Source organism: Maribacter halichondriae (assembly GCF_027474825.1).
GTDB lineage: Bacteria > Bacteroidota > Bacteroidia > Flavobacteriales > Flavobacteriaceae > Meishania > Meishania halichondriae.
On the sequence record NZ_CP107030.1, the window covers coordinates 4104120 to 4127463 of the forward strand.

Sequence of the window (23344 nt, forward strand, 5' to 3'; positions counted from 1 at the left end):
ATCCTATGAACCAGCGCAGAACCTTTCTAAAAACCAGTTCCTTAGCGGCGATTTCCGCTCCATTTCTATCTTTTGACTCCAAAAAAGATTGGTCTCTAAATAATCTTCATGGTACCTATAACGACACTGAGGAGTATTGGAAGATGATCCGGAAGCAATTTCCGCTTAAGGAGGGGCAGACCTATTTTAATAATGGTACCATGGGCCCAACATCAGGTTATGCACTTGACCAGATGATCCATCATATGATTCATTATAACAAAGAGGCGGCCACAATCGACTATAAAAACGGTTCAGGACCTGAGCTATTGACCGGGTATTTCCCCTATGAAGAACTACGGACCAAATTGGGTAAGATCATCAATTGTGATTTTAAGGAAATTTCGTTAATCCAAAATGCGACTTTCGGCATGAACTATGTCGGTATGGGGTTAGATTTCAAGAAAGGGGATGAACTACTCAATACCGATCAAGAACATGGGGGTGGTTTTGGAGCTTGGCAACTGCTTGCCAAACGAAAAGGCTGTGTGTACAAACAAGCGAAACTACCTGTACCTGTGAACGACCCGCAAGAAATAGTCGATGCTATTTTTAAGGAAGTCACCCCAAAGACCAAGGTCATCGCCATTCCGCATATGGTTTCTGGATACGGAACGGTAATGCCTGTCAAGCAAGTCTGTGCCGAAGCCAGAAAGCGAGGTATTTTCACCGTATTGGATGGTGCACAATGTGTTGGGCATATCGATGTGGACATAAAGGACATTGGTTGTGACGCCTATTATTCCAGCTTACATAAATGGCTGTTGGCTCCAGCCGGTAGTGGTCTTTTGTATATTAATAAGAACGTTTCACCAAATATCTGGTCCACTATCGCCAGCTATCAATGGGACAATCAAGAAGATCATGGATTTCGCCTGATGCAGAATGGTACGGGCAATGCTGCCCTGATGGCCGGGTACGATGCCGCTGTGGATTTCTTTAACACCATAGGCAAGGAAAAATGGTTAGGGAGAATCAAGGAACTTGGCAACTACCTGAGGGCGGGCTTAAAAGAGCTTCCCCATGTGACCATTGAATCATCCATAAATGAGAATATGGCCGCAGGAATTACCACCTATGGTGTTGCTGGAATTTCAGGCCCAGATTTACAAAAAACAATGTGGGAAAAAGAAAGGTTACAACCCCGTTCCGTTGGTGAGAAAAACATTCGGCATTCCGTTCATATATATAATTCAAAGGAGGAAATCGATAAAGCGTTGCAAGTTGTAAAGGAGTTGGCTTAGCTTTCGTCAGTACGATTACATTTTATTGAAATCCGCTTCCTTCAACACCCAAAAATTGGGATCAAGAACAACCTTTATGGGTTCGAAATCCACTGGAAGGGTAAATGAATTAAATTTACTATCGACCTGTAAGGTTTTGATAAGCACTTCTTTGTCTCCTGTCCCATATAAGCCTACTTCTATGGGCATCTTAAACAGACTCCCATCCTCCTGAACCTGATTAATCCCTATCATGATCTGCTTTTTCTTCGAATCATATTGCCACGCTCCCTTATATTTCAAAGTACCGGGTTTATAGAGCCATTGCTCAAAAAAGTCCTTAAGATCTAACCCGGTAGCTTCTTCCATTTCCCGTCGAAAATCATCAGTGGTTGCGTTTGAATCCTTATATTTTTTATAATACGATTGTATGACCTTCCAGAAAACATCCGTGCCAACAACACCGCGTAGCATATGTAGGATCCAACTTCCTTTTTGATAGGTCTGTACGCTGGTTACCTTTGACATATCGGTAAGATTGTCATGGACAATACGGTACTCCGGATGCTTCACATAAAAATCATCTACTGTTTTTTTGCTTTTTGCGAGTCCCTCCATAAAAGCATCATGGCCGTATTCATGTTCGATAAAGAGTAAGGTAAAATACGTGGCAAAACCTTCACTCAGCCAGACATCGTCCCAATCATATTCGGTTACGGCATTCCCGAACCACTGATGCGCAATTTCGTGTATGACTACATTCCGCCAACGCTCATTTCTATCGCCTACGACCGAGTTGTCGCCGTATAGAATGGCCGAAGCGGCTTCCATGCCACCGCCGACACTATTCGATTGTATGTTGGCCAGTTTTTCATACGAAAAGGGCCCAATTCGAACGCTGTAAAACTCCAATGCACTTTTTGTTGGGACTGCAAAATCATAAAACCCGGCATCCCTATCTTGTGGATACACCCATGTTTCAATGGATTTTCCCTCAAATTCATCCACATACTGGACTGCAAATTTCGCAACGCCCAAGACATATAGCCAAGTGGCAATCGGAACGGATTGTTTCCAATAGGTAAGACGATTTCCATTTGCCAAATCGGTTTCTTCGATTTTCAATCCGTTGGATATGACTTGGTAGTGGGCCGGAGCAGTAACGATAAACTCACAAGTTGCCTTGTCATACGGGTGGTCAATGGTAGCCAGCCAATTTCTGCCCTTGTCGGGCCAATTGTCACTAAAAAATGTTCGATCACCATATTTATTATCCGCGATCTTAAGGCCCGTAACGGGAACACCTTTATAGGTAACCGTATAGCTAGTGCGCTGATTCAAAGTTGATGGCACAGGAAGTTTAATTATCAGGGCATCATTTTCATGGGTGTACTCCAACGTTCTGCCTTCGGAAACCACTTTACTGACTACCATGCCTTTATTTCCCAGCTTTTCGGAAGCCTTGATCAAATCAAGCCGCAACATGGTTACATCTTCGGCCAAGTATCGGATGTCAATAGTTTCTTCGCAACGGATTTCATCAGTAGTATCCGATAAACTGATTCTGAACGTGTAGTTTATCGCATCGATATTCGGGTTTTTCGGATAATTGTCCGAAAGGGGAGATGCCATACCAGTACATAGCGGTGCGAAAAGGATTGTCAATAAAAACCAATTTTTCATAGGCTGGGTTTCATAGGGTATTTTCGATTCAACAACTAGTTTTTGAAAGGTAGTTGGGTTGGAGGATGAAATTCAATCAATCCTTTCTCTTTGATTGTCTTTTCGACATCTTCTATTGACGAAGGCACAAACGCACTTAAGTTTTCCACACCATCTTCAGTGACCAAGGCCATATCCTCAATGCGGATGTACAAACGTTCTTCAGGAATCCAAATCATCGGGTCAATGGTAAAAACCATGCCTGGCCGAAGGGGAGTGCGATGAACGATTCCCACGTCATGTACCGCCATACCCACAGGATGTTGAAAATGACCTCTAAACTTTATTCCTTGTTCCACCGCTTTTAAATGATTGGGGTTGGCAAATGTTTTGCCTTTTAGATACTCTTTCATGTCAGCCGCAGCCTGATCCAATACGTCATTCGAAGTTACGCCTGGTTTGATGTATTTAAAAAGGGCATCTCTATAGGCTACGATATAATCATACAAAGCTTTTTGAGCCTTGTCAAATTTTCCGTTCACAGGCCAGATTCGAGTGACATCGCTGGTGTAGTAGCGGTAATCGGGAGCATAGTCCATTAATACCAAATCTCCATCATTGAGAACATCCGTTTTATGAAAATAATGTCCAAAATAAGCATTGGTTCCCCCTCCAATAATAGAGGCGTAGCCATCGCCACGAGATCCGTTCAAATGGAAAACATATTTAGCCGCAGCATCGAGTTGATATTCATAAACACCTAGTTTGGTGGAACGCATAGCTTCCATAATTCCTAATCCGGCAATTTGGGTGGCTTTTCGAATCAGTTCGATTTCTTCTTTACTTTTAATAAGTCGCATTTCATCCAATAGCGGAGAAAGATCACGAATTTCAAATTGTGGAAATTGAGAATTTATTTGCTGTACGAACAAGGATTCTTTGGTAACACTAGCATCCCAAGGGTCCGCAGCGGCCCTGGCCTGACCGTACAACAACTCGTCTCGACTGTCATTACCCGTTTCAGCAGGACTTAAAGGGGTATACAATAGAGGAGGGGCCGATTTAATTAATCCGGTTCGGAGGAGGTCAGAAGATAGAAATTCATATCCTTTTACCTCATCTACTCCGGTAAGTTCTTTTACCAAATCTTTGTCTTCCGCAGATAGTATTTTTCCTTGTCCATTTTCCCTGCCCTCGTCTCTATGTGGCAGATATACTATGGTTTTTTTGTTTTTTCCGTTTAATAAGAGATAGGCATGATCCGTTTCTAACCCCGTTAGGTAATAAAAAGTATTCGTTTGCCTAAAAATACTGAATCCCGCGTGCCCACTTGCACCCTGAATTAGCGCTATGGCATTGTTGCCAATGGCATCTAGTATGGTCGATCTTCGCTCGGCAAAATTTTCAACCGAGAAATCGGTTTGGTAGTGGTGATTATCTTGAGCTGTGCCGGTACCTATGTAAAGTAGTAACAAGAGGACTAAGAATGGCTTGATTATATTTCTCATAAAGTCAGTTTAGTTTTGAATGTATTATGGGAGTACTTCGAAACCCCATAATTTTCCTGATGAAATCGATACTTGCTAATGTAATAAAAATAGGGGGAAAGGAATGTGTGAGACTGGGTACAGTTTCATGGTTATCAATGAAAATCTGAAAAAATCTGCTACCTTCCCCTTGTTAAAAATGACAATAATGAATTTGAAAGACAATAATACGAACTCTAGAAGAACTTTTGTCAAGACTACGGCTACCGTAATGACCACCATACCCTTTTTGCCAGTGTTAGGCAATATTGCACCTTCCACAAAGGCCCTCAAACTTGCCGAAAAATATCGAGGAGAACTGCTTGATCTATTGCAAAAATTAATTAAGGTGCAAAGTATTGAGGGAGAATCTGCGGCCAATGCACAGCAGATAGTAAAGGACTATTTATCGAGACTTCCCTATCGTATCGAAGAAAGTGGGGATCGACCAAGTTTATACAAAGACCATGCAGAATATATGGAGCCTAATCCAGCTGGTGATGGCCCTTTCGTCAATGTAGTAGGATGGCCTAAAAAGCCTAAAGAAAAACAGTATGCCATGTTTTCGCATATTGATACCCATTCCATTGAGAAAGGATGGTCAACTGACCCATTTGAACCCAAACTGATTGGTAATAGACTTTACGGATTAGGGACCTCTGATGATAAGGGAGGTGTCGCTGCTATGCTCGTAGCAGCCAAAATTCTGGCCGATACTAAAAAACCATTGCCCGTAGTAATGAGTTTGCACGGAAAAGGTGGTGGGAGTCGAGGAAGCCTGCCCATATTTGAAAGGATACGAAACACCGACCACAATATTGGTGCAGTGCTTTATGTGCATCCTGCTGAAACAGGTAGGGGATTGGAGGATATAAAAAATTCCGTACAGGGCATTGCCGATTTACAGTTGAACATGACAGGATGGAGGGGAACGCCTTTAGAAATTGGTAGTATCGATTCCGCCGAATGGAAGGATGGCGGATGTGCCTTAGACCGTAGTTTGGAGTTGTTGGAACTCCTGAAGGAAACCGTTTTTAAGGACGTACTGGTCAATATCGGAATTATCGAGGGTGGCGACCGGATTGGATCAATAGCAGATGAAGTCACAATAACCTTTAGACTCAAGTTCACTGGAAAGCATACCTGGAAGGCTTTGGTCGATGAAGCGAAGCAAGCCATTGATGCATTCGTAAAATCGAAGTCCAATGGCGAAAATAGTTACAAGGCCAATCTTAAAAGTGTCGGTTACATGACCAATCCCGGTGCAGCCGATTGGGAAGCACCTGAAAGCAAGGTATTACGTGAATCAATCACCAAAGTTACTGGGCAAGCGCCAAAAGCTTACCCGAATCACTATGCCGGGGATATTCGCTATCCGATACGTTTGTTGGGCGTACCCGCTTATGGTATAGGCTCTTTGGGCGGTAATTTTTATTTACCCGATGAATGGGTAGACATTGATGATCTCGTGAAGTTGGTCGCCGTCCTGATCGATACGATAGGTGGTTGGAACACGCTTTAATTCTTCGCACAGCTGGCAATTGATCGGAAGTCCGTATTTTTAGATAAATATTCCAAATAATTTATCATTCCCATGCGAAATAGATATTCTACAATAAAACTGATGCTTTTAGTGATGGTGTTCGGCATCTTCACATCTTGTAAGGAAAAAAAGGAAGTAAAACCACAGGAAACACCGGTAGTTCAATATGATGAACCTGAATCGAAATTGCCGATTGACCGATTGCGATTACCTGAAGGATTCAAGATCGAAGTCTATGCCGATAGTATCGATGGGGCCCGATCCATGGCCATGGGGGCAAATGGAACCCTTTTTGTTGGTACGCGCAATGAAAATACCGTCTATGCCATTCAAGATCGCGACCATGATTTTCGGGCCGATAATGTCATTATTCTGGATACTGCCTTTTCCATGCCCAACGGAATCGCTTACAAAGATGGCTCCCTCTATGTTGCCGAGGTGAATAGGCTGTTGCGCTACGATAGTATAGAAACGAAACTGAACAATCCGCCGAAACCGGTGGTGGTCTATGATGATTATCCCACCGAGTTTCATCATGGCTGGAAATACATTGCATTTGGCCCTGATGATAAACTGTACGTTCCGGTGGGAGCGCCCTGTAATATTTGTGATTCTACGGTAACCGATAAAAGATTTGCGACCATTACCCGAATGGATCCTGATGGAAGCAATCGTGAGATTTATGCAAATGGCGTGCGAAATTCAGTAGGTTTTACATGGCATCCCAAGACGGGTGAAATGTATTTTACCGACAATGGGCGTGATATGCTTGGCGATGATATTCCGCCTTGCGAACTGAATCGTGTGACCAAGGCCGGACAACATTTCGGTTATCCATTTTGTCATGGAGGGGTGGTCAAAGACCCTGAATTCGGCGACCAACGCCCTTGTTCCGAATTCGTTGCTCCCGTTCAAGCCTTGGGCGCCCACGTTGCCCCGTTGGCCGTAAAATTCGATACGGGTGACATGTTTCCCGAAAAATATAAACAATACGCTTTTATCGCCGAACATGGTTCTTGGAACCGTTCCAAAAAGGTGGGATATAAAGTCGCTTTGGTACAATTGGAAAACGGAGAGGCCATAGCTTACGAAACATTCTTAGAGGGATGGCTGGACGAAGAATCTCAAGAACGTTTTGGTCGGCCTGTCGATTTGTTGTTTTTAGAAGATGGGTCCTTATTGATTTCCGATGATTTCGGGGATGCGATTTACCGGGTTACCTATGAAGGAGCACAATTGGCGAGTCGTTCTTAAAGCAAGATTTTTATGACATACTGAATTTCAAGCAGGGCTAAAAAACATTTTTTATATGTGAATTGTGTTTCATTTTTCTAGCCTCTTCAACACTACTATGGCTCTGTGGTTACTCAGATTTGGCTCCAGTAAGCTTTTAGGGTCTCCTCATTTTTCTCGTGATAATCATCGGTTCGCTTATGCTTATATCGAGTAGCGATGTGTAATCAAGTTTATATTAAATCCGATTAAATTCCTCTATATTTAAGCTTGCCGTATTTCAAATGAAGAGAACCTTAGTAAAGTTCAGGAATAGCAGGTTTCGTAAAATTATCAGGAGATACGAAAAATATGCCCCGATTACGTTTTTTATAGGAGGATTCATATTTGACACCTTGACCTTGGGCCGTGTCGATAGATTCTATGACCTTGTTGTTCTTTGCCTCCATATGTCTTTCCTGACCTTGGCCCTTTATCTCTATAATCTTGTGGATGATGGAGAATGGAAGAATACATGGTTGGAACGCTAGGAAGAATTTCTTCCCTTGGCAATACAGTTTTCCTTTGGGGGACTCTCAAGTGCCTATGTTGTATATTTTGCTAGAAGTGTTTCGCTATCAAAGACCATTTCGTTTTTTATTATCCTGATAGCACTACTTTGTGCGAATGAGTTTCTTAAAAAACGGATATCTAACAAATATTTGCAGTTCAGCGTTTATTTTTTCATAAGTTTTACCTTTTTCGCCTTTATGGCTCCGGTTTTCATCAAATCAATGAATACCCAAATTTTTATATTTTCAGGCCTTATTAGTTTGGCCTCTACGCTCGCATTGATTGCTATTATTTTTACCAGAAGTCCGAGTACCCGAAAAGAAGTTAAGCGCGGGAAGCTCTTCGGAATCATCATATTCGTTTATGTATTAATTAATGTGTTTTATTTCTTTCGCCTTATTCCACCGGTACCGCTTGCGTTGGACCAAGGTATTGTTGCACATGATATTCGAATGGAAAATGGCAACTATATTGTCACTTATGAAACAGATGAGTGGTACGTTTTTTGGCGAGACCATCGCTTAGCATTTAACTTTGGGCCCAATGATCGGGTTTATATTTATTCTTCGATTTTTGCACCCACAGATTTAAAAAAATCCATGATCCATCGATGGCAATGGTACAACGAAAGCACTTCTGAATGGGAGATTGTCGAAGATATTGGTTATGATATCACCGGAGGAAGAAATGACGGTTTTCGAGGGTACACCTACAAGAGCAACGTAAAACCCGGAATTTGGAAAGTTGCGATAATAACGGACGAAGAGCTGCTTCTGGGTGTAATTGATTTTGAAATTGTGTCTAGTTCCATAGAAAGTCCAAAACGTTTGACCGTGAAAAAGTTCTAACACTTTTCAATGCCCAATGATGTGAGTAAATAGGGAATACCTTGACAATTTAGGGCCTCGACGGCATTTTGCCTGTGTGGATTTTTCGGATGTAAGTGGTGATGTCTACGATATGGACTTTCATCTTGAGTGCGATCCTGTTACTATGTCGGTTTCGGAAACAACCTTGCATAGGCTCAATGGCAAACCTTTCTAAACCTGGAAAAAGCGCAAAGACATAACTTGGTAGAGACAGCCTCTCGAAAACACATCAAATGATTTTTTGCGCGTCCCGGCTTATGGCATTGGGTACATAGGCGGAAATTTTTATATGCCCCATTAATGTTGAGATATTGACGATCTTGTTAAAATTATGACTGTACTTATACGGACCTTGAATGGATGGGATAGGCGTTAAAAGTACTTTTTGATGATTCGCGTAAGTCTAGTTTGGCACCTTATACCTTAGTTCCTTTTGCTGATCCCAATACTTGATACATGAGCATTCTTGCCCGCCCCATCTTTTTTATTAGCTTTAGGCTACTTAAATCAAAACTAATGAAGACTCTTTTTACACTCTTTTTATGGCTACTACTAACATGTACTAGCTGGGCGCAAGACCGTCTTACTGGAGAAACTTTTACGACGCGCTCAGAGATAATGGCCCGGAATGGCATGGCGGCGACCAGTCAACCTTTGGCGACCCAAGTGGCCATCGATATATTGAAAAAAGGCGGTACGGCTATGGACGCAGCTATTGCGGCAAATGCTATGTTAGGTTTGGTAGAGCCAGCGAGTTGTGGTATTGGAGGTGATATTTTTGCCATCGTTTGGGATGCAAAAGAAGAAAAACTCTATGGTTTCAATGGTAGTGGTAGGGCTCCGAAGTCTTTGACCATCGATTATTTTATGGAAAAGGAAATGAAATACGTTCCTTTTTATGGACCACTTCCGGTTTCCGTTCCGGGTTGTGTCGATGGCTGGTTTGCTTTACATCAGAAGTTTGGAAAATTACCTATGGCAGCATTACTTCAGCCAGCTATATCGTATGGTCGGGAAGGTTTTCCGGTATCGGAGGTCATCGCATATGAAATGGATTCCAGTTATGAAGGGCTAAAAGACCAACCCGGATTTGCTGAAACCTATATGCCTAATGGTAGACCTCCGGAGAAAGGTGAAGTCTTTAAGAACCCAGATTTGGCTAGCACCTATGAAAAAATAGCTAAAGGTGGCCGAGATGCCTTTTACAAAGGTGATATTGCCAGAACCATCGATAAGTACATGAAAAAGCATGGTGGTTTTTTATCGTTTGATGATTTGGCCGGCCATACCTCCAATTGGATCGAGCCCGTATCGGTAAATTATCGCGGTTATGATGTTTGGGAATTACCCCCCAATGGCCAGGGTACCGCAGCACTCCAAATGCTCAATATCCTCGAAGGGTATGATATCGCTTCCATGGGTTTTGGCAGTACGGAATATCTGCATGTATTGACCGAAGCAAAAAAATTGGCCTATGAAGACCGAGCTAAATTCTATGCTGATCCAGAATTTAACAAGATTCCTTTAACGCAACTTTTAACGAAAGAATATGCGGCGAAGCAACGCGCACTTATAGCTGCAGAAAAAGCGGCAAAAACATATCCCGCAGGGGATTTTGAAATAGAGACCGGAAATACTACCTATTTGACTGTGGCCGACAAAGAAGGCAATATGGTTTCTTTGATCCAAAGTATATATTCGGAATTTGCTTCAGGTATGGTACCCGATGGACTGGGTTTTGTGCTCCAAAACCGCGGACAGATGTTCAATGTTCAGGATAAGGACCATGCCAATGCCCTAGAACCGGGCAAACGACCTTTTCATACCATCATTCCAGCTTTTATTACGAAAAATGGAAAACCTTGGGTCAGTTTCGGACTCATGGGCGGTGCGGTACAGCCCCAAGGCCATGCCCAGATTGTTGCTAATATCGTAGACTTTGGTATGAATCTACAAGAGGCAGGTGATGCGCCCCGTATGCGCCATCGGGGCAGTTCACAACCGACAGGTTCGAAAATGACCAATGGCGGTACGCTAAACTTGGAAAGCGGATTTGATTATAAGACCATTCGAGAACTACGCAAAAAAGGACATAACATCGAATTTGCCGTGGGCATCTATGGGGGCTATCAAGCCATTGGTATAGATGTTGAAAATAAAGTCTACTCGGGTGCCTCGGAATCAAGAAAGGATGGACAGGCTGCCGGATATTGACATGTTATTCAAGTCAGGATCGATGAACCTATTCTTTTTTTAATGCCTCCAAACGTTTCATTATCTCGTCCGCTTCCGCGGCCTTAGCATCACTTTTAGAACGATTTATAGTGGATAGTTCAAAAGACTCCTTCATGAGTTTTTCGTAGGTTGCCTGCAACTTTTCTTTCTCTGATTTCTTTTTAAAAATTCCGAACATAGTTTTTGTTTTGAAGATACCGCTTAGCTTTTATATACACCAAGGTTTTAACGCAAAAAAGCACGTCCAGTTTTTTCATCCACTAGATTACCAAGATCGAATATTTATTCTGTAAGGTGACCGTGTAAGGAATCCTTGTCTGCATTGGCACATTGCTTAACTACTAGGCTCTTAACAATTCGTATTCAATTTGGAAGCATCACGGTTAAATATTCCACAACAATTACAAATGCGATTCGTTATTTGTATATACCCTTCGATTTATGAGGGCGCCCCAACGGTTTTATTATGAGGAATTTATACATGGTCTCGATCCTATCGTTTTTGACAACTGTTATGTCAATAGCACAAAACCCCGAAGAATTGTCTTTGTTCAGTATTTCACAATTGACCTATGAAGGTGCTTTTCGTTTGGAGGCCAGTGAGTTTGGTGTATCCGATTTGAATTACTCGGAAGGGCCTATAGCCTATAATTCCAAAAACCATTCGTTGTTCATTGTAGGGCATGCCCATCAACAAGCAATAGCTGAATTCGGCATTCCCGAATTGGTAAAAAGCGAGGTATTGGCCGATTTGAATATGGTGGATAGTCCTTTACAACCTTTCGTTCAAGTTTTGGACGGTACGCCGGATGGCAATCCTGAAGGTATCGACCGAATTGGCGGGTTGTATGTCGTCAACAATGGTGGGCGACAGCAATTATTGGTAAACGGATACGAATATTATGATGCCCCGGGAGATAATTCATTGACTACTTTGGTCATTAACGACGCAAACAACTTGGAGACTTCTTCTTTAAAAGGATACATGAATTTTCAAGGAGGAGCAGGGCATACTTCTGGATGGATTTCTCCAATACCTACTATTTGGCAACAAGTTTTGGAAGGTTCACATATTACCGGGCAGTCCAGCGGAATCCCTATTATTTCCCGTACCAGCGTCGGGCCTTCCGCTTTTTCCTTTCAGATGGAAGAGGCACTAGCCGCAACTAATGAAATTGCTACAAAGATATTGATGGATTTTTCGTTGGCAGAACCCCTAAACGAAGACCTGGCGAACGAAACGGGGACCAATGATATATGGACGCATCTTTCACGTGCAACATATGGATTTATAGTACCCGGAACTAGAACCTATATGACGCTAGGCAATAGTGGCGGTCATATCAGTGGCGTTTGCTACAAGTGTAGCCAAGATGACGGAAACCTTTGTGGGGGATATTGTCCGCCACAAGCTTCCGATGAATATCAGCATTATTGGCTTTGGGACATGCAAGATTTATTGAAAGTCAAAAACGGAACATTGGCATCCCACGAGGTTTTGCCCTATGATTATGGTATCTTTAACACTCCATTTCAAGCCAGTGGTATGCGGGCGGTAGGGGGTGGTAGTTTCGACTCCACAACGGGCAATCTATACCTGACGGTTCAAAAAGGAGATACGGAACAAGGAACGTATGCGAGACCTCCTGTTGTGGTGGTGTATAATGTCAATGGACCGATTTCAAACACGCCTGAAACCGTTAACGTTCCGATTGACGAGACTACAAATATTCGTATTTATCCGAACCCCACTTCCGATAAAATTACGGTCAGCGGTCTGATTTCTGAATCTAAAATTTTGCTGACAGACGTGCGGCACAAAGTACTAAAAAACATAACTACGACGGAATCTACCGCAGAAGTTGATTTGACCCCTTTCTCCGTAGGACTCTATTTTATTTCTATCCAAAACAAGGAAACGGGCACTTTGCACACTGAAAAAATAGTAAAGCGCTAAAGGGGCAATCCTAAGAATATTTCTGGAAAGCTTGCAGGCTCTTCTATTCCTTAGAGGCCGGTTCCCAATAGCCCTGGTTGTTTATAGCTAAAACTGTCTGTCCGTTTCCTTTAATGAAGTGATTTAAATCTTTTATCTTCATTGGCAGATAAAATCGTAAGACATGATAGCTAGCAAAAATTCCATTGTACTTTGTGTGTGCGTGCTATTCATTGTATTGCCCTTCTTTGGATGTAGAGGGCAAAATACTGCAGTTAATAACGACTATATCTTTAAGAACGGCGACCCCAATGGTATTGGAAAGTGGTATATGGGTCGTGAAATTTCGCACGTTATGGGTTTTCAAGGCATAGGTTGGTTAGAACGTCCTGAGCGTGAGAAAGAAGAAAACACTTCCAAACTATTGCTTAATATGAATATTGACATCAATGATACCATTGCCGATATCGGAGCGGGGTCAGGCTATCATGTGTTTAAGATGGCACCTATGGCAGGGAAGGGCCATATTTATGCAGTCGATATTCAAGATGAAATGCTCGAAGCTATCCAAACGAGTAAGAAAAAGGAGAAAGTCCAAAATATTACCACCATCAAGGGAAGTTCAAAAAGCATAAACTTGCCTGAAGCTTCCATTGATAAAATACTTATGGTCGATGTATACCATGAACTTGAGTATCCAATTGAAATGATGACCGCCATAAAAAAGGCATTACGACCCGATGGAAAATTCTTTCTGATTGAATACAGAGGTGAAGATGGCAATGTACCCATCAAAGAATTACACAAAATGACCGAATCGCAAGCCGTAAGAGAAATGCAAGCTGCAGGTATGAGATTAGAAGAGAATATTGATAACCTACCTTGGCAGCACTGTATGGTATTTATTAAGGAATAAATACAATTAATGGTCTTTTTGCTTAATCAAATAGATTGCTAAGGTTTCATATTTAGGGGTAAGCCATTATTTTGGTTGAAGCAGCACTTGATTGGGGCTAAAAACATAAGATTTCGTTAAGAAGAATTATTTTTGTTTACTATTTTCTATATTTAGTTAAACACAATATGAAAGAGTTAATTCTAATAGTGCTTATGGCAATACTTTATCTAGACACTTCTCCTATAATATTCAACGGTACGACCATGAATACGTTAACCAATTGGTATGTCTTGGATGATGGGGTGATGGGAGGCCTTTCTAACGGTTCAATGGTTTTAAATGAAGCAGGAAACATTCGTTATACAGGTACGGTACGGCTGGAAAACAATGGTGGATTTTCCTCTATTCGTCATAGGTTTAAGAAAAAAGCGGTCTCTAAGTATACCTATGTAGTCCTTAAAATTAAAGGAGACGGAAAAACTTATCAATTCCGAATTAAAAGTGATGTTTCCCAGCGTTTTTCTTATATAAATACTTTAGATACTTCTGGTTCTTGGGAGACTGTAAAACTTCGACTTGACTGCTTTTATCCAAGTTTTCGGGGGAAATACCTTGGACAAACCCAACTACCCGGGCCAGACTATGGAAGAGATTGCCATTTTAATTGGAAATAAGCAAAAAGAAAGTTTCTCCTTAGAAATTGAAAAAATTTATTTGGAGTAGTAAAAGAAGTAATCTTATAATTGAAAAATATGAATTATTCACTGATTGTATTACAATGCATTGTTGCCATAAGCATTCTTAACGTGTGGTTGATACAGAATAAAAAAGCGACCCAATGGCGAGGAGGGGACGCCAAGACCATTGTTGAAGAATTTAAAGTGTGCGGACTGCCAGTATGGCTATGTTATGTAGTCGGTACGCTCAAGGTAATTTTGGCTATAGGACTTATTTTGGCTATTTGGTATCCCGGCCTAAGACAAATATCGGCCTTGGGTCTGGCTGTACTTCTGTTAGGTTCCATCGTCATGCATTTGAAAATTAACGATTCTTTGAAAAAATCGTTTCCGGCTTTTTTGTTTTTGTCCATGTGTCTATATATAGCCTTTCCTTTGTATTGAACCTGACCCTAAAGGAACAACATCAACTCATAAAAAAGGAAGGCATTCAATATAGCATAGAATAGGGAAGGAGCGGACTGGAAAAAAGTATCCTTAATCTTGATGCGTACCAGAAAGCCCAATACCATTAAAAATGATAAGCCAGCTGCAGCAAACGCTTGCAAATAGGGCTGGTAGATATAACCTAGGACCAATCCTATAGCCCCCAGCAACTGTAATAAGCCTACGATCTTACGAAAAGACGAGAGGCCATATCTTTTAAATTCCGACTTCATTTCTTTTGTTACAAAACAAGCTCCACCAAAAAAGAAAAAGGAGAGTGCGGAAAAAAAGTGAGATAGGTCAAAATTTCCATATACGTCTTCCATTTCGAATCGATTACCCGAATTTTTCCTAGGCTCAAGTTTTCTTAAAGGCCTCTTTAAGATTCAATTTATTCTTTTAGAGTACAAATTACGGAGCTTGGACAAACAAATTCTTTATTTTTGTTTAATGTTATGTTAAATAAATTAAACAAAATTTTATATCGAGTATCTTTATGGCTAATTAAAAACTTAAAGAACAAATGAAAATTTTCAGAGTGCTAAGTATTTTTGCAATTTCAGGTCTTTTATTATCATCCTGTGGTGAAAAGAAAAAAGAAATGAAAGAAGAAGAGACCATAGAGGAAACTACAGAAGTTGCTGTAGTGGAAGAGGTAACTCCAAATATCGTAGAAGTCGCTGCGGGAAATAACAATTTTTCTACCCTGGTCGCTGCAGTGCAAGCAGCAGAATTGGTTGAAACTTTGAGCAGTAATGGCCCATTTACTGTATTTGCACCCACCAATGATGCCTTTGGCAAATTGCCCGAAGGTACCGTGGAAAGCCTATTGTTACCCGAAAGTAAGGATGCTTTGACCGGTATTTTGACCTATCATGTGGTTTCTGGTAAATTTGAGGCGGCCGCTGTAATAGAAGCTATAAATGCTAATAACGGCAGTTTTACGGTGAAAACGGTACAAGGGAATGATATCGTTTTGAGCCTTGTAGATGGTAATGTTGTCCTGACGGATGCCAAAGGTGGAACAGCCACTGTAGTCATCGCAGACGTGGAGGCCTCTAACGGAGTGATTCATGCTTTGGATGCTTTGGTGATGCCAGAATAATAAAAACAATGATTAGGAACAAAAGAGCCATTGCCACAATGCAATGGCTTTTTTGTTTTAATGCTATATTAAATAGCTCAAGATAACCGCGATTTCATAAAGAAGAATACCAGTAGAAGAATCTTAAGACAATCATGCCTAATTTTCTTTTAATGTATACCTTCTATTGTACTTTACTAAGATGTCTAAGACACGATAGTATATAGAAAAATAAAAAATATTCTTGAAGATTTCATAATTTTTTGAAGAGTAAACCATTGCCTAATCGATATACTCGAATTTGAGTATTGTACCCGGGTTATTAAGATTAGTAAGGCCTTCGTTATTTGGGCCCGATGTAGGTCCTCCACCATCCGTGATGACATAGATGGCCTTACCATCACTGCTAACTGTTAAACCCCTGTAACGATTGCCCACTGCAAATAGTTCTTGCATCGCCCCCGTCACGCTTTGTCCATCGGCAGTTAGCATTGTACGGAAGATTCGACCGGATTTGAGCCCCGTGGATAACAAGGAATTCCCCCATTCCGGTATCCCGTCATCGTCATAGACTTGTATACTGGATGGTGCAATCGTCGGGAAGCAGTAAAAACCATTTCCGCAATCGAAATTAAAATCATTGCCCACCGTACTTTCAAAAGTGCTGATCGGAGCCATAAAATCTGGATGGTCCCAAGAGTCTTCCGTGAACGTTGGGGCACCTTCTGGGCAGCTATCGGTCTCGTCATATTCGACCGATTGGCAGTTCTCCATGTCGGCCCATATACAATAGCTATAGGCCATGTTGTCTTTATATCCTGCTACATGAGGCCATCCATAATTTTTTCCCACTTCGATAATATTGATTTCGTCATCGGTTTTCGGGCCATGTTCGTTGGAATATAATATTCCGTCTTTGGAAAAATCAATCCTTGGGCATTGCGATGGCCATACGAATAAATATGACTCTTGACCCCATTGATGACCGGATTGTCATTAGGTATCGTTCCGTCGAGATTTATACGCAGTATCTTACCGGGATAATTGGACCAATCTTGATTGTCGATTTCTGCTTGTATAGGAATAATTTGAGATAATACAGGTTGGCATTTATTGGTAAATTGGTTGGCACCCAAATCCCCTATGGTGTAATACAATGTATTGTCCGGGCCGAAAACCAAACGACCTGAATTGTGGTCCCCACTGGCGGGAAGGTCGGTCAAGATAGACGTTGTGTTGGACAGGTCAGCGTCGCAATTATCATCAATGGAGTAATCCATGCGTACAATCTTCTGCTTGTAGACCCCATCGTTATAGGTGTATGAGGCGTAAACATAATCATTGCCCTTGTCCTGTCCAATTTCTGGATGTAAGGCGATCCGCAATAGCCCTGTTTGAAATTCGAAGTGTGTTGCATCGTTCAATTCGATCAGCTCATCGCTATCTCCTGTCTTTGGGTTGATACGGACAATCTTATACGATTCGCGCTCCGATACCCAAAGATAACCTTCAGGACCGATAGTGATTTCCCAAGGTGTAACAAGGGAATTGTTGGGTAAAAGCTGTGTCATTTTGAAGCCATCAATTATAATAGGTTCTATGACTGAAAAATCATCAGTGTCCGCGTCGATTTCGCAATTTGAAGTAGGGTCGTTGGTGGGTGGCATTTCTGTATCGGGTTCTTCGGGTATTTCCGAATCAGGCTTTGTTGGTGTTTCTGAGTCGGCAGGAGGTATTATTCCAGTACTTATATCGTCGTCTCCACAAGATAAAATGGTCAATATCAGAAATAGGAAAACTATTTTTTTCATGGAAAATACATTTCGATATTTGATGGTGTATGATGAATTAATTCTTAAAGTTAAAAGAATCTATCATAAAACTATAGCATTCAAGGACTAAGTCATGGAAGTGAGGTTGAAAATCAACAATTTGCATGGGTATGGTATAAGTTGGAGATTGACTGGACAAAGAACGATCCCTATAGTTAAGAGCATATTCCACAGGATTATTATCCGTATTGGGATAACAGTGTATTTATCGTAAATTCATACAATCATTAATCCCGTATTGAAATGAAAAAGCTTCGGATTATTTATTTCCTAATGATTGCCATGCTCATGGCCTGCAATTCAAGTACAAAACAAGAAAAAGACAAGGAAGAGTCCCTTGCTGAAACCAATATTCCCAAAGTTGTTACGGCAGATATAGAGGCGGGTATTAAAGCCAATATTGACAAAAGAGTAGCCGAAGGCGATGGGTATTTTTATATGGAAGATGCCGAGGGACAAGAACTCCGCCTACAATTGGTTCGCGTACATACCGAATATCTTTCTAATTTAGGGCCTCGACGGCATTTTGCCTGTGTCGATCTCGCCGATATTAGCGGTGATGTCTACGATGTAGATTTTTTTCTAGAAGGAGATCCGGGTAACATGTCGGTTACCGAAACTACCTTACACAAACTAAATGGCAAACCTTTTTATACATGGAAACGACGCAAGGATAAGACTTGGTACCGAGTACCAATGCAAAATGCCTCAAATGATTTGTTGGGAGTGATCGAAGGAGTTGATAAATTCGAATTTCATTATGAGGTTACGTTACCGGAAATGACGGAAGGGGCACAACTATGGATTCCGTTCCGCAGAGCGATCGTTTTCAAACCGTTGAATTAACATCCTTGACGGCTCCTGCGGAACATCAAATGCTCGATGAAAAGGCAAATGGCAATACTATTTTGTATATGCAACTCACTCCCGAACATAGCGGGAAGAAAATTGAACTTGTTTATGATGTTGAGCGACACGAGAAAAATCCTTATGAGGAAGATTCTTCCCCTTCAAAGTACCTTAATGCCAGTGCCTTGATGCCCGTGGGCGATCGGTTTCAAATACTCGCGGATTCCATTATTGGTGCAAAACGCAATGACGGTACCATTATGCAGGCAAGGGCCTTATATGATTATGTGACTGAAAATGTGCGTTACATCAAGGCAGGAAAATATGGTACAGGAGATGCGGTGTACGCGTGCGATGCGAAAAGCGGCAATTGCACGGAGTTCCATTCCCTATTTATTTCATTGGCCCGGTCGGCCGGTATTCCATCACGGTTTGCGGTAGGAGCTTCCATTCCGTCAGATCGGGACGAAGGCGGTATTGACGGTTATCACTGTTGGGCGGAATTCTACGCAGAAGGAAAATGGTGGCCCGTAGACATCAGTGAAGCCAACAAATACTCTGCACTTGCGACCTACTATTTTGGCCGCCATCCGGCAAATCGCATTGAATTCACTCGTGGGCGTGACCTGATAGTAGAACCCGGACCGAAGTCCGGGCCTATTAATTTTCTGGCGTACCCTGTTATGGAAGAAGGAAATACAGCAGTATTCCCAAAGACGTTTTTCTCGTTCCAACGCAAGCGTACGGACGAAACTTCCGATACATTGGTAATGCTACCCTGATACGGAATCCTTGGCAGGATGCTCTTCACCTTCTGGGTGTTCTTCACCTTCGGGATGTTCCTCGCCCTCAGGATGTTCACCTTCTGCAGCCGCATCTTCGGTCGGGTGTTCCTCACCTTCAGGATGTTCTTCCGCTTGCGATTCGGTGCTTTCCTCTTTTTTCTGTTCCCTGCAAGAGCTTACTGTTCCTGCGGCAACGAAACAGAGAAGTAGCATAATCAAAGTAAAATATTTGAGTTCTTTTAATCGGCTCATCATATAATTGTTTTAGGTGTTAAAAATCAAATGGATGCATGTGATTAGCACTTCAAGTAAATATAGTAAAATTTGACTGAAACAGGTTTATGTTGCCCATGTTTATATCCGACACAGATAGCCGAAAGTCAATCGATACTTTAGCTCAACAGGGTTGCGATGCAAATACGTTTTAAGGCATATCCATTAGAAAATGATCCATTCAAGGCTTGAAATCAACCCAAAAGTGGATCGGAGGGAAGTACCACCATTTGAATTCTTAGAAGTAACAACGCTTAGTAAAATCGGTTTATTGAAAAACGTAATCTTTTATAGGTCTATTGAAAAATGGATAGTCAGATTTTGAGATAACATCATAACCCGTACTTTTTAATAAGTGGTCTTCTTGATTTTTGACGACCATTTGTAGATATTCGTCAAAATCTGAAATTCCCTCATAATTGGCCAATTCTACTGAGCCTACCTTGAACTGATTATTCGCATATATGTCTTGTAGTATTGCTACTTCAGAAGGTAGTTGCGGAATTACGATTTCTGACGTGGACTTGCTGTCAAAGGTGAAATTCCACACATAAACAGGAGTTATATTATTAGCATAATCCATAAGTTGAATTCTGCCTAAATCGTGATCTGTTCCGGTAATTTCCAATTGTATGGTTTTGCCCATTACAGCATAATCAATATCAATTTCAGGGATGGTATAGGTCTCCAAAGGTGCTCCTAAGCGTTCTGTATAAAAATTTCCATACGTAAGACTATGCAAATAGTCATGCATGCTTGTATTTAACTCATATTGAAATAAATCGGAAGGTGAATAGTATTGATTGCTGTTATAGATAAGATGGGCCCTATTAACATCGGCTCTTTTATCTTCGACACTTAAATAACCGTAGAGTTGAAGGTTGGCAGCTTCTCCTGATAAATTTTGAGAAGTATTGATTGTCAAGGTTTTAGATTCTATGCCATCCGAAATAAAATCAGCTTTATCTAAAACAAAATTATCTTCCAATGGGGCATTCAAGAGAAGGTAGGAGTGATCTGTGTTAAAACCGTTGCTCCAATTCCCGTAAAGATAATATCCCGAGGATGGATTCACTGGTCCATCAATTCCTTCATTCAATGAAAAGTTGACTGTGCCCATGTCAACATCCATATAAATATTGAAAAGCGTATCAAAGAACTGATAACCACTTTTTGAAATAAAATTATCGGTAGTTTCAAATCCGGTGATGGGGTAGGTCTTGTTAGTACCTTCAGTATATCGAATGGGAGTCCTCAGATTTAAAGTCTTCGGATTTTCCATTGTAAGATTCGCATAAGTCAATAATCCGGTGGCTGTGCCATTATCAGTAAGCGCGAACGTAAGCATAAATTCCTCATCCTTCGCAAAGTCAACTTCCGTTCGTAACGTGATGGTACGATCATCATTGTTGAACAGCTGGTCGGCAAGGAGACTTCCATCCATTTTTGATGCAAAAACAGCAGCATTTATTATTTACTGATTGATCATATTTTGAGGCAGGTTAATCGTAATCAGTTTTCGTTGTACCGAAAATTGGACTTCCTTTTCTGTTGATTTTCCGTCCATCTTGGTAAATACGACCTTTAAGCTATGGGTTCCGGTGGCATAATCTAAGGGGTCAACGCTAAACGATATATTTGCTTGTTCCGTCGCCTGGTAAATTGATTGGCTATCGACAAACACTTCTACCGAACTTCCAGGAACGTCTTCTTTTGCAAAGCTAGCCGAGATATTAATTTTTTCATCCACAATCTGGTCGCTCATTAACGATATAGAACTGATTTCAGTTACTATATCAGAACCCGTTTCATTCTTCGAACAAGAGGCTATGGAGAATATAACTATACAGAGTACCAAAAAACCACTTTTTTTTTGCTCCATAATGCGGAATTTTAACGAATTAACAGATTTGTTGTATTAAAACGAAAACAGCAACTGTTTCGTATAATTATCTGCTCTTCTTCAACTAAGTTTTGGTTTGATAAGGTCTGCTGTACCCGCAGTCCCGAACTCGCTTAGGGAATACTTTGCGCGAAAGCCCTAGAAAGAAAAGGTCTTCAACCCGAAATATTTTTTGGAGTGGGTTGGGTCGTTGAAATATTGGACATTATTATTGCCATAGCTGCAAAAACAAAGCCGACTTTTGGGAGTCGGCTTTACTAATGAATATATTTTTTACAAATACGCTTTTAAAATTTCGCTTCGTGATTTATTGCGTAGAATCCAGATGGCTTTTTCCTGATTTGCCGTACACGCTCTCTGGTTATATCGAATAGTTCCCCAATTTCGCTGAGACTTTTCGGTGTTCGTTCCCCAATTCCATAATAGAGACGGATAATTTCCCTTTCTCTATCCGGCAGTGTCTTCAAGACTTGATTGATATCCGTGTTTAGGGAGTCCTGCATCATTTTGGCATCGGGACTGGCCGCATCTTTCGATTTGATAACATTATACAAGTTGGAAGATTCCCCTTCTTCGAAAGGAGCGTCCATTGACAGGTGTCTTCCCGAATTTTTAATGGCAAGTTTGACCTGAGTAGTACTCATATCGAGTTCCCTGGCAATTTCGACGGCACTTGGGGGTCGTTGATAGGTCTGTTCCAAAGAGGAGTATACCTTCTTTATTTTACTGATTTCCCCAATTTTGTTCAAGGGCAGTCGAACTATACGCGACTGTTCCGACATCGCCTGTAAAATCGATTGACGGATCCACCAAACGGCGTAAGAGATAAATTTAAAACCACGGGTTTCGTCGAAACGTTTGGCCGCCTTGACCAATCCGATGTTTCCTTCGTTGATCAAATCGGAAAGTCTAAGCCCGCTTCCTTGATATTGTTTTGCGGCCGAAACCACGAAACGTAAATTGGCATTCACTAATTTAGTAAGGGCAATCTGATCTCCTTCACGTATTCTTTTGGCCAGTTCTACTTCCTCCTCTGCGGTAATCAAATCGATTTTTGATATTTCCTGAAAGTACTTTTCTAATGATTTAGTATCTCTGTTCGTAATTTGTTTCGTGATTTTCAGTTGCCTCATATATTTATTTTAGTTAAAATTATGCCTATATAAACTAAGCTTTTTCTCCGGAAATCCTAATAAAATGGCAATTTCTTTTCAAAAACCTTCTTTGAAAGGTCCTTGTACGATGAACTTAATTCAAGGAATTCGGTTTATGAATACTTCGTAAAAGAACTAAAGAGGCCATGAAATATGAATTCCTTTTACTCATAATTGGCACTTTATCTTTTTGACTTCACAATTTTTTTTAGATGTACATTTGAGTGAATTCTAATCATTCGATATGAGTCGAATAATACGGGCATTATTCGTGCTTGTTTGCCCCATAGTTCTTTTAGCCCAAGAAAGCGTTACCCTAAGTGGCCAATTATTAGATCAAGAGACCCAAGAACCCTTGCCTTTCGCGAATGTAGCCGTCCATCAATTTGAAGATGACGCGTTGGTATCAGGAGCGATTTCAAATGAAACGGGAAGGTTTGAAATCTTGGAACTCCCTTTTGGCAAGTATCGTTTGTATTTTTCTTTCCTAGGATTTGAAACTACGGAACGCACCCTGGTTGCCGGAGGATTGAACACGATTTTTGATTTCGGAGAAATCGAACTTGCCCCAAGCGCCCTTTAGCT

General features: G+C 41.2%; 22 protein-coding genes and 2 pseudogenes. 14 read left to right on the forward strand and 10 right to left on the reverse strand.

All coding sequences use genetic code 11. From position 1 onward, the window contains the following. Positions 1–5 precede the first annotated feature (5 nt). Positions 6–1283 (forward strand): aminotransferase class V-fold PLP-dependent enzyme, encoded by a 1278-nt coding sequence (locus N8A86_RS19235; protein ID WP_273566852.1) that lies wholly within the window; start codon positions 6–8, stop codon positions 1281–1283. A gap of 15 nt (positions 1284–1298) precedes the next feature. Here N8A86_RS19235 and N8A86_RS19240 read toward each other — a convergent pair whose 3' ends face one another. Further along, positions 1299–2945 carry a M1 family metallopeptidase gene (locus N8A86_RS19240; protein WP_273566853.1) on the reverse strand — a complete coding sequence of 549 codons (1647 nt, stop codon included), beginning with the start codon at positions 2943–2945 and terminating at the stop codon, positions 1299–1301. 35 nt (positions 2946–2980) lie between these two features. Further along, positions 2981–4432: an aminopeptidase P family protein gene (locus N8A86_RS19245; protein ID WP_273566854.1), complete on the reverse strand. Its 1452-nt coding sequence runs from the start codon at positions 4430–4432 to the stop codon at positions 2981–2983. A 187-nt stretch (positions 4433–4619) separates the two neighbouring features. Here N8A86_RS19245 and N8A86_RS19250 point away from each other — a divergent pair, with 187 nt between their 5' ends. From N8A86_RS19250 to ggt, 5 genes are all read left to right on the forward strand, one after another. Continuing rightward, on the forward strand, positions 4620–5972 hold the full coding sequence (locus N8A86_RS19250; protein WP_273566855.1) for a M20 family metallopeptidase: 1353 nt from the start codon (positions 4620–4622) through the stop codon (positions 5970–5972). 72 nt (positions 5973–6044) lie between these two features. After that, positions 6045–7247 (forward strand): PQQ-dependent sugar dehydrogenase, encoded by a 1203-nt coding sequence (locus N8A86_RS19255; RefSeq protein WP_273566856.1) that lies wholly within the window; start codon positions 6045–6047, stop codon positions 7245–7247. Positions 7248–7510: 263 nt separating this feature from the next. Beyond that, complete coding sequence (locus N8A86_RS21800; RefSeq protein ID WP_337251670.1) at positions 7511–7756, forward strand: hypothetical protein; 246 nt, start codon at positions 7511–7513, stop codon at positions 7754–7756. Positions 7757–7999: 243 nt separating this feature from the next. Then, positions 8000–8626, forward strand: a complete 627-nt coding sequence (locus N8A86_RS21805; RefSeq protein ID WP_337251671.1) for a DUF2914 domain-containing protein — start codon at positions 8000–8002, stop codon at positions 8624–8626. Between the two features lie 537 nt (positions 8627–9163). Continuing rightward, on the forward strand, positions 9164–10861 hold the full coding sequence (ggt, locus tag N8A86_RS19265; protein WP_273566857.1) for a gamma-glutamyltransferase: 1698 nt from the start codon (positions 9164–9166) through the stop codon (positions 10859–10861). Positions 10862–10889: 28 nt separating this feature from the next. On the opposite strand, the gene N8A86_RS19270 is transcribed toward ggt, so the two are convergent. After that, positions 10890–11060 (reverse strand): Lacal_2735 family protein, encoded by a 171-nt coding sequence (locus N8A86_RS19270; RefSeq protein ID WP_273566858.1) that lies wholly within the window; start codon positions 11058–11060, stop codon positions 10890–10892. Between the two features lie 288 nt (positions 11061–11348). Here N8A86_RS19270 and N8A86_RS19275 point away from each other — a divergent pair, with 288 nt between their 5' ends. The 4 genes from N8A86_RS19275 to N8A86_RS19290 all read left to right on the forward strand — a co-directional run bounded on the left by N8A86_RS19275 (position 11349) and on the right by N8A86_RS19290 (position 14837). Beyond that, positions 11349–12839: a T9SS type A sorting domain-containing protein gene (locus N8A86_RS19275; RefSeq protein ID WP_273566859.1), complete on the forward strand. Its 1491-nt coding sequence runs from the start codon at positions 11349–11351 to the stop codon at positions 12837–12839. Between the two features lie 163 nt (positions 12840–13002). Beyond that, positions 13003–13734: a class I SAM-dependent methyltransferase gene (locus N8A86_RS19280; RefSeq protein ID WP_273566860.1), complete on the forward strand. Its 732-nt coding sequence runs from the start codon at positions 13003–13005 to the stop codon at positions 13732–13734. A 167-nt stretch (positions 13735–13901) separates the two neighbouring features. Then, the gene (locus tag N8A86_RS19285; RefSeq protein WP_273566861.1) at positions 13902–14390 is read left to right on the forward strand and encodes a CIA30 family protein; all 489 of its coding nucleotides are present in this window, start codon (positions 13902–13904) and stop codon (positions 14388–14390) included. A 78-nt stretch (positions 14391–14468) separates the two neighbouring features. Continuing rightward, positions 14469–14837, forward strand: a complete 369-nt coding sequence (locus N8A86_RS19290) for a DoxX family protein (protein ID WP_273566862.1) — start codon at positions 14469–14471, stop codon at positions 14835–14837. An 8-nt stretch (positions 14838–14845) separates the two neighbouring features. On the opposite strand, the gene N8A86_RS19295 is transcribed toward N8A86_RS19290, so the two are convergent. Next, a complete protein-coding gene (locus N8A86_RS19295; RefSeq protein ID WP_273566863.1) occupies positions 14846–15205 on the reverse strand; it encodes a DoxX family protein in 360 nt (119 codons plus the stop codon). Between the two features lie 197 nt (positions 15206–15402). Between N8A86_RS19295 and N8A86_RS19300 the strand changes: the two genes are divergently transcribed. Continuing rightward, positions 15403–15984, forward strand: coding sequence for a fasciclin domain-containing protein (locus tag N8A86_RS19300; protein ID WP_273566864.1), 582 nt, complete (start codon positions 15403–15405; stop codon positions 15982–15984). A 261-nt stretch (positions 15985–16245) separates the two neighbouring features. Here N8A86_RS19300 and N8A86_RS19305 read toward each other — a convergent pair whose 3' ends face one another. Both N8A86_RS19305 and N8A86_RS19310 read right to left on the reverse strand, forming a co-directional pair. After that, positions 16246–16815, reverse strand: a complete 570-nt coding sequence (locus tag N8A86_RS19305) for a PQQ-dependent sugar dehydrogenase (RefSeq protein WP_273566865.1) — start codon at positions 16813–16815, stop codon at positions 16246–16248. A 15-nt stretch (positions 16816–16830) separates the two neighbouring features. Continuing rightward, positions 16831–17774, reverse strand: a pseudogene (locus tag N8A86_RS19310) (PQQ-dependent sugar dehydrogenase); the annotation flags it as partial. A gap of 264 nt (positions 17775–18038) precedes the next feature. Between N8A86_RS19310 and N8A86_RS19315 the strand changes: the two are divergent. Then, positions 18039–18641, forward strand: a complete 603-nt coding sequence (locus N8A86_RS19315; RefSeq protein ID WP_273566867.1) for a hypothetical protein — start codon at positions 18039–18041, stop codon at positions 18639–18641. Next, positions 18596–19426 (forward strand): transglutaminase-like domain-containing protein, encoded by an 831-nt coding sequence (locus tag N8A86_RS19320; protein WP_273566868.1) that lies wholly within the window; start codon positions 18596–18598, stop codon positions 19424–19426. Before N8A86_RS19315 ends, N8A86_RS19320 begins: the two co-directional genes overlap by 46 nt. Here N8A86_RS19320 and N8A86_RS19325 read toward each other — a convergent pair. From N8A86_RS19325 to N8A86_RS19340, 4 genes and pseudogenes are all read right to left on the reverse strand, one after another. Continuing rightward, positions 19418–19684 (reverse strand): hypothetical protein, encoded by a 267-nt coding sequence (locus tag N8A86_RS19325; RefSeq protein ID WP_273566869.1) that lies wholly within the window; start codon positions 19682–19684, stop codon positions 19418–19420. The two genes, N8A86_RS19320 and N8A86_RS19325, sit on opposite strands and share 9 nt — an antisense overlap. A 286-nt stretch (positions 19685–19970) precedes the next feature. Next, positions 19971–21146, reverse strand: a complete 1176-nt coding sequence (locus tag N8A86_RS19330) for a hypothetical protein (RefSeq protein WP_273566870.1) — start codon at positions 21144–21146, stop codon at positions 19971–19973. Between the two features lie 30 nt (positions 21147–21176). After that, complete coding sequence (locus tag N8A86_RS19335) at positions 21177–21584, reverse strand: Ig-like domain-containing protein (RefSeq protein ID WP_273566871.1); 408 nt, start codon at positions 21582–21584, stop codon at positions 21177–21179. Between the two features lie 294 nt (positions 21585–21878). Further along, positions 21879–22738: pseudogene (locus N8A86_RS19340) on the reverse strand (sigma-70 family RNA polymerase sigma factor). Between the two features lie 265 nt (positions 22739–23003). On the opposite strand from N8A86_RS19340, the gene N8A86_RS19345 reads away from it, so the two are divergent. Next, on the forward strand, positions 23004–23342 hold the full coding sequence (locus N8A86_RS19345; protein ID WP_273566873.1) for a carboxypeptidase-like regulatory domain-containing protein: 339 nt from the start codon (positions 23004–23006) through the stop codon (positions 23340–23342). The last annotated feature ends 2 nt before the right edge of the window (positions 23343–23344 follow it).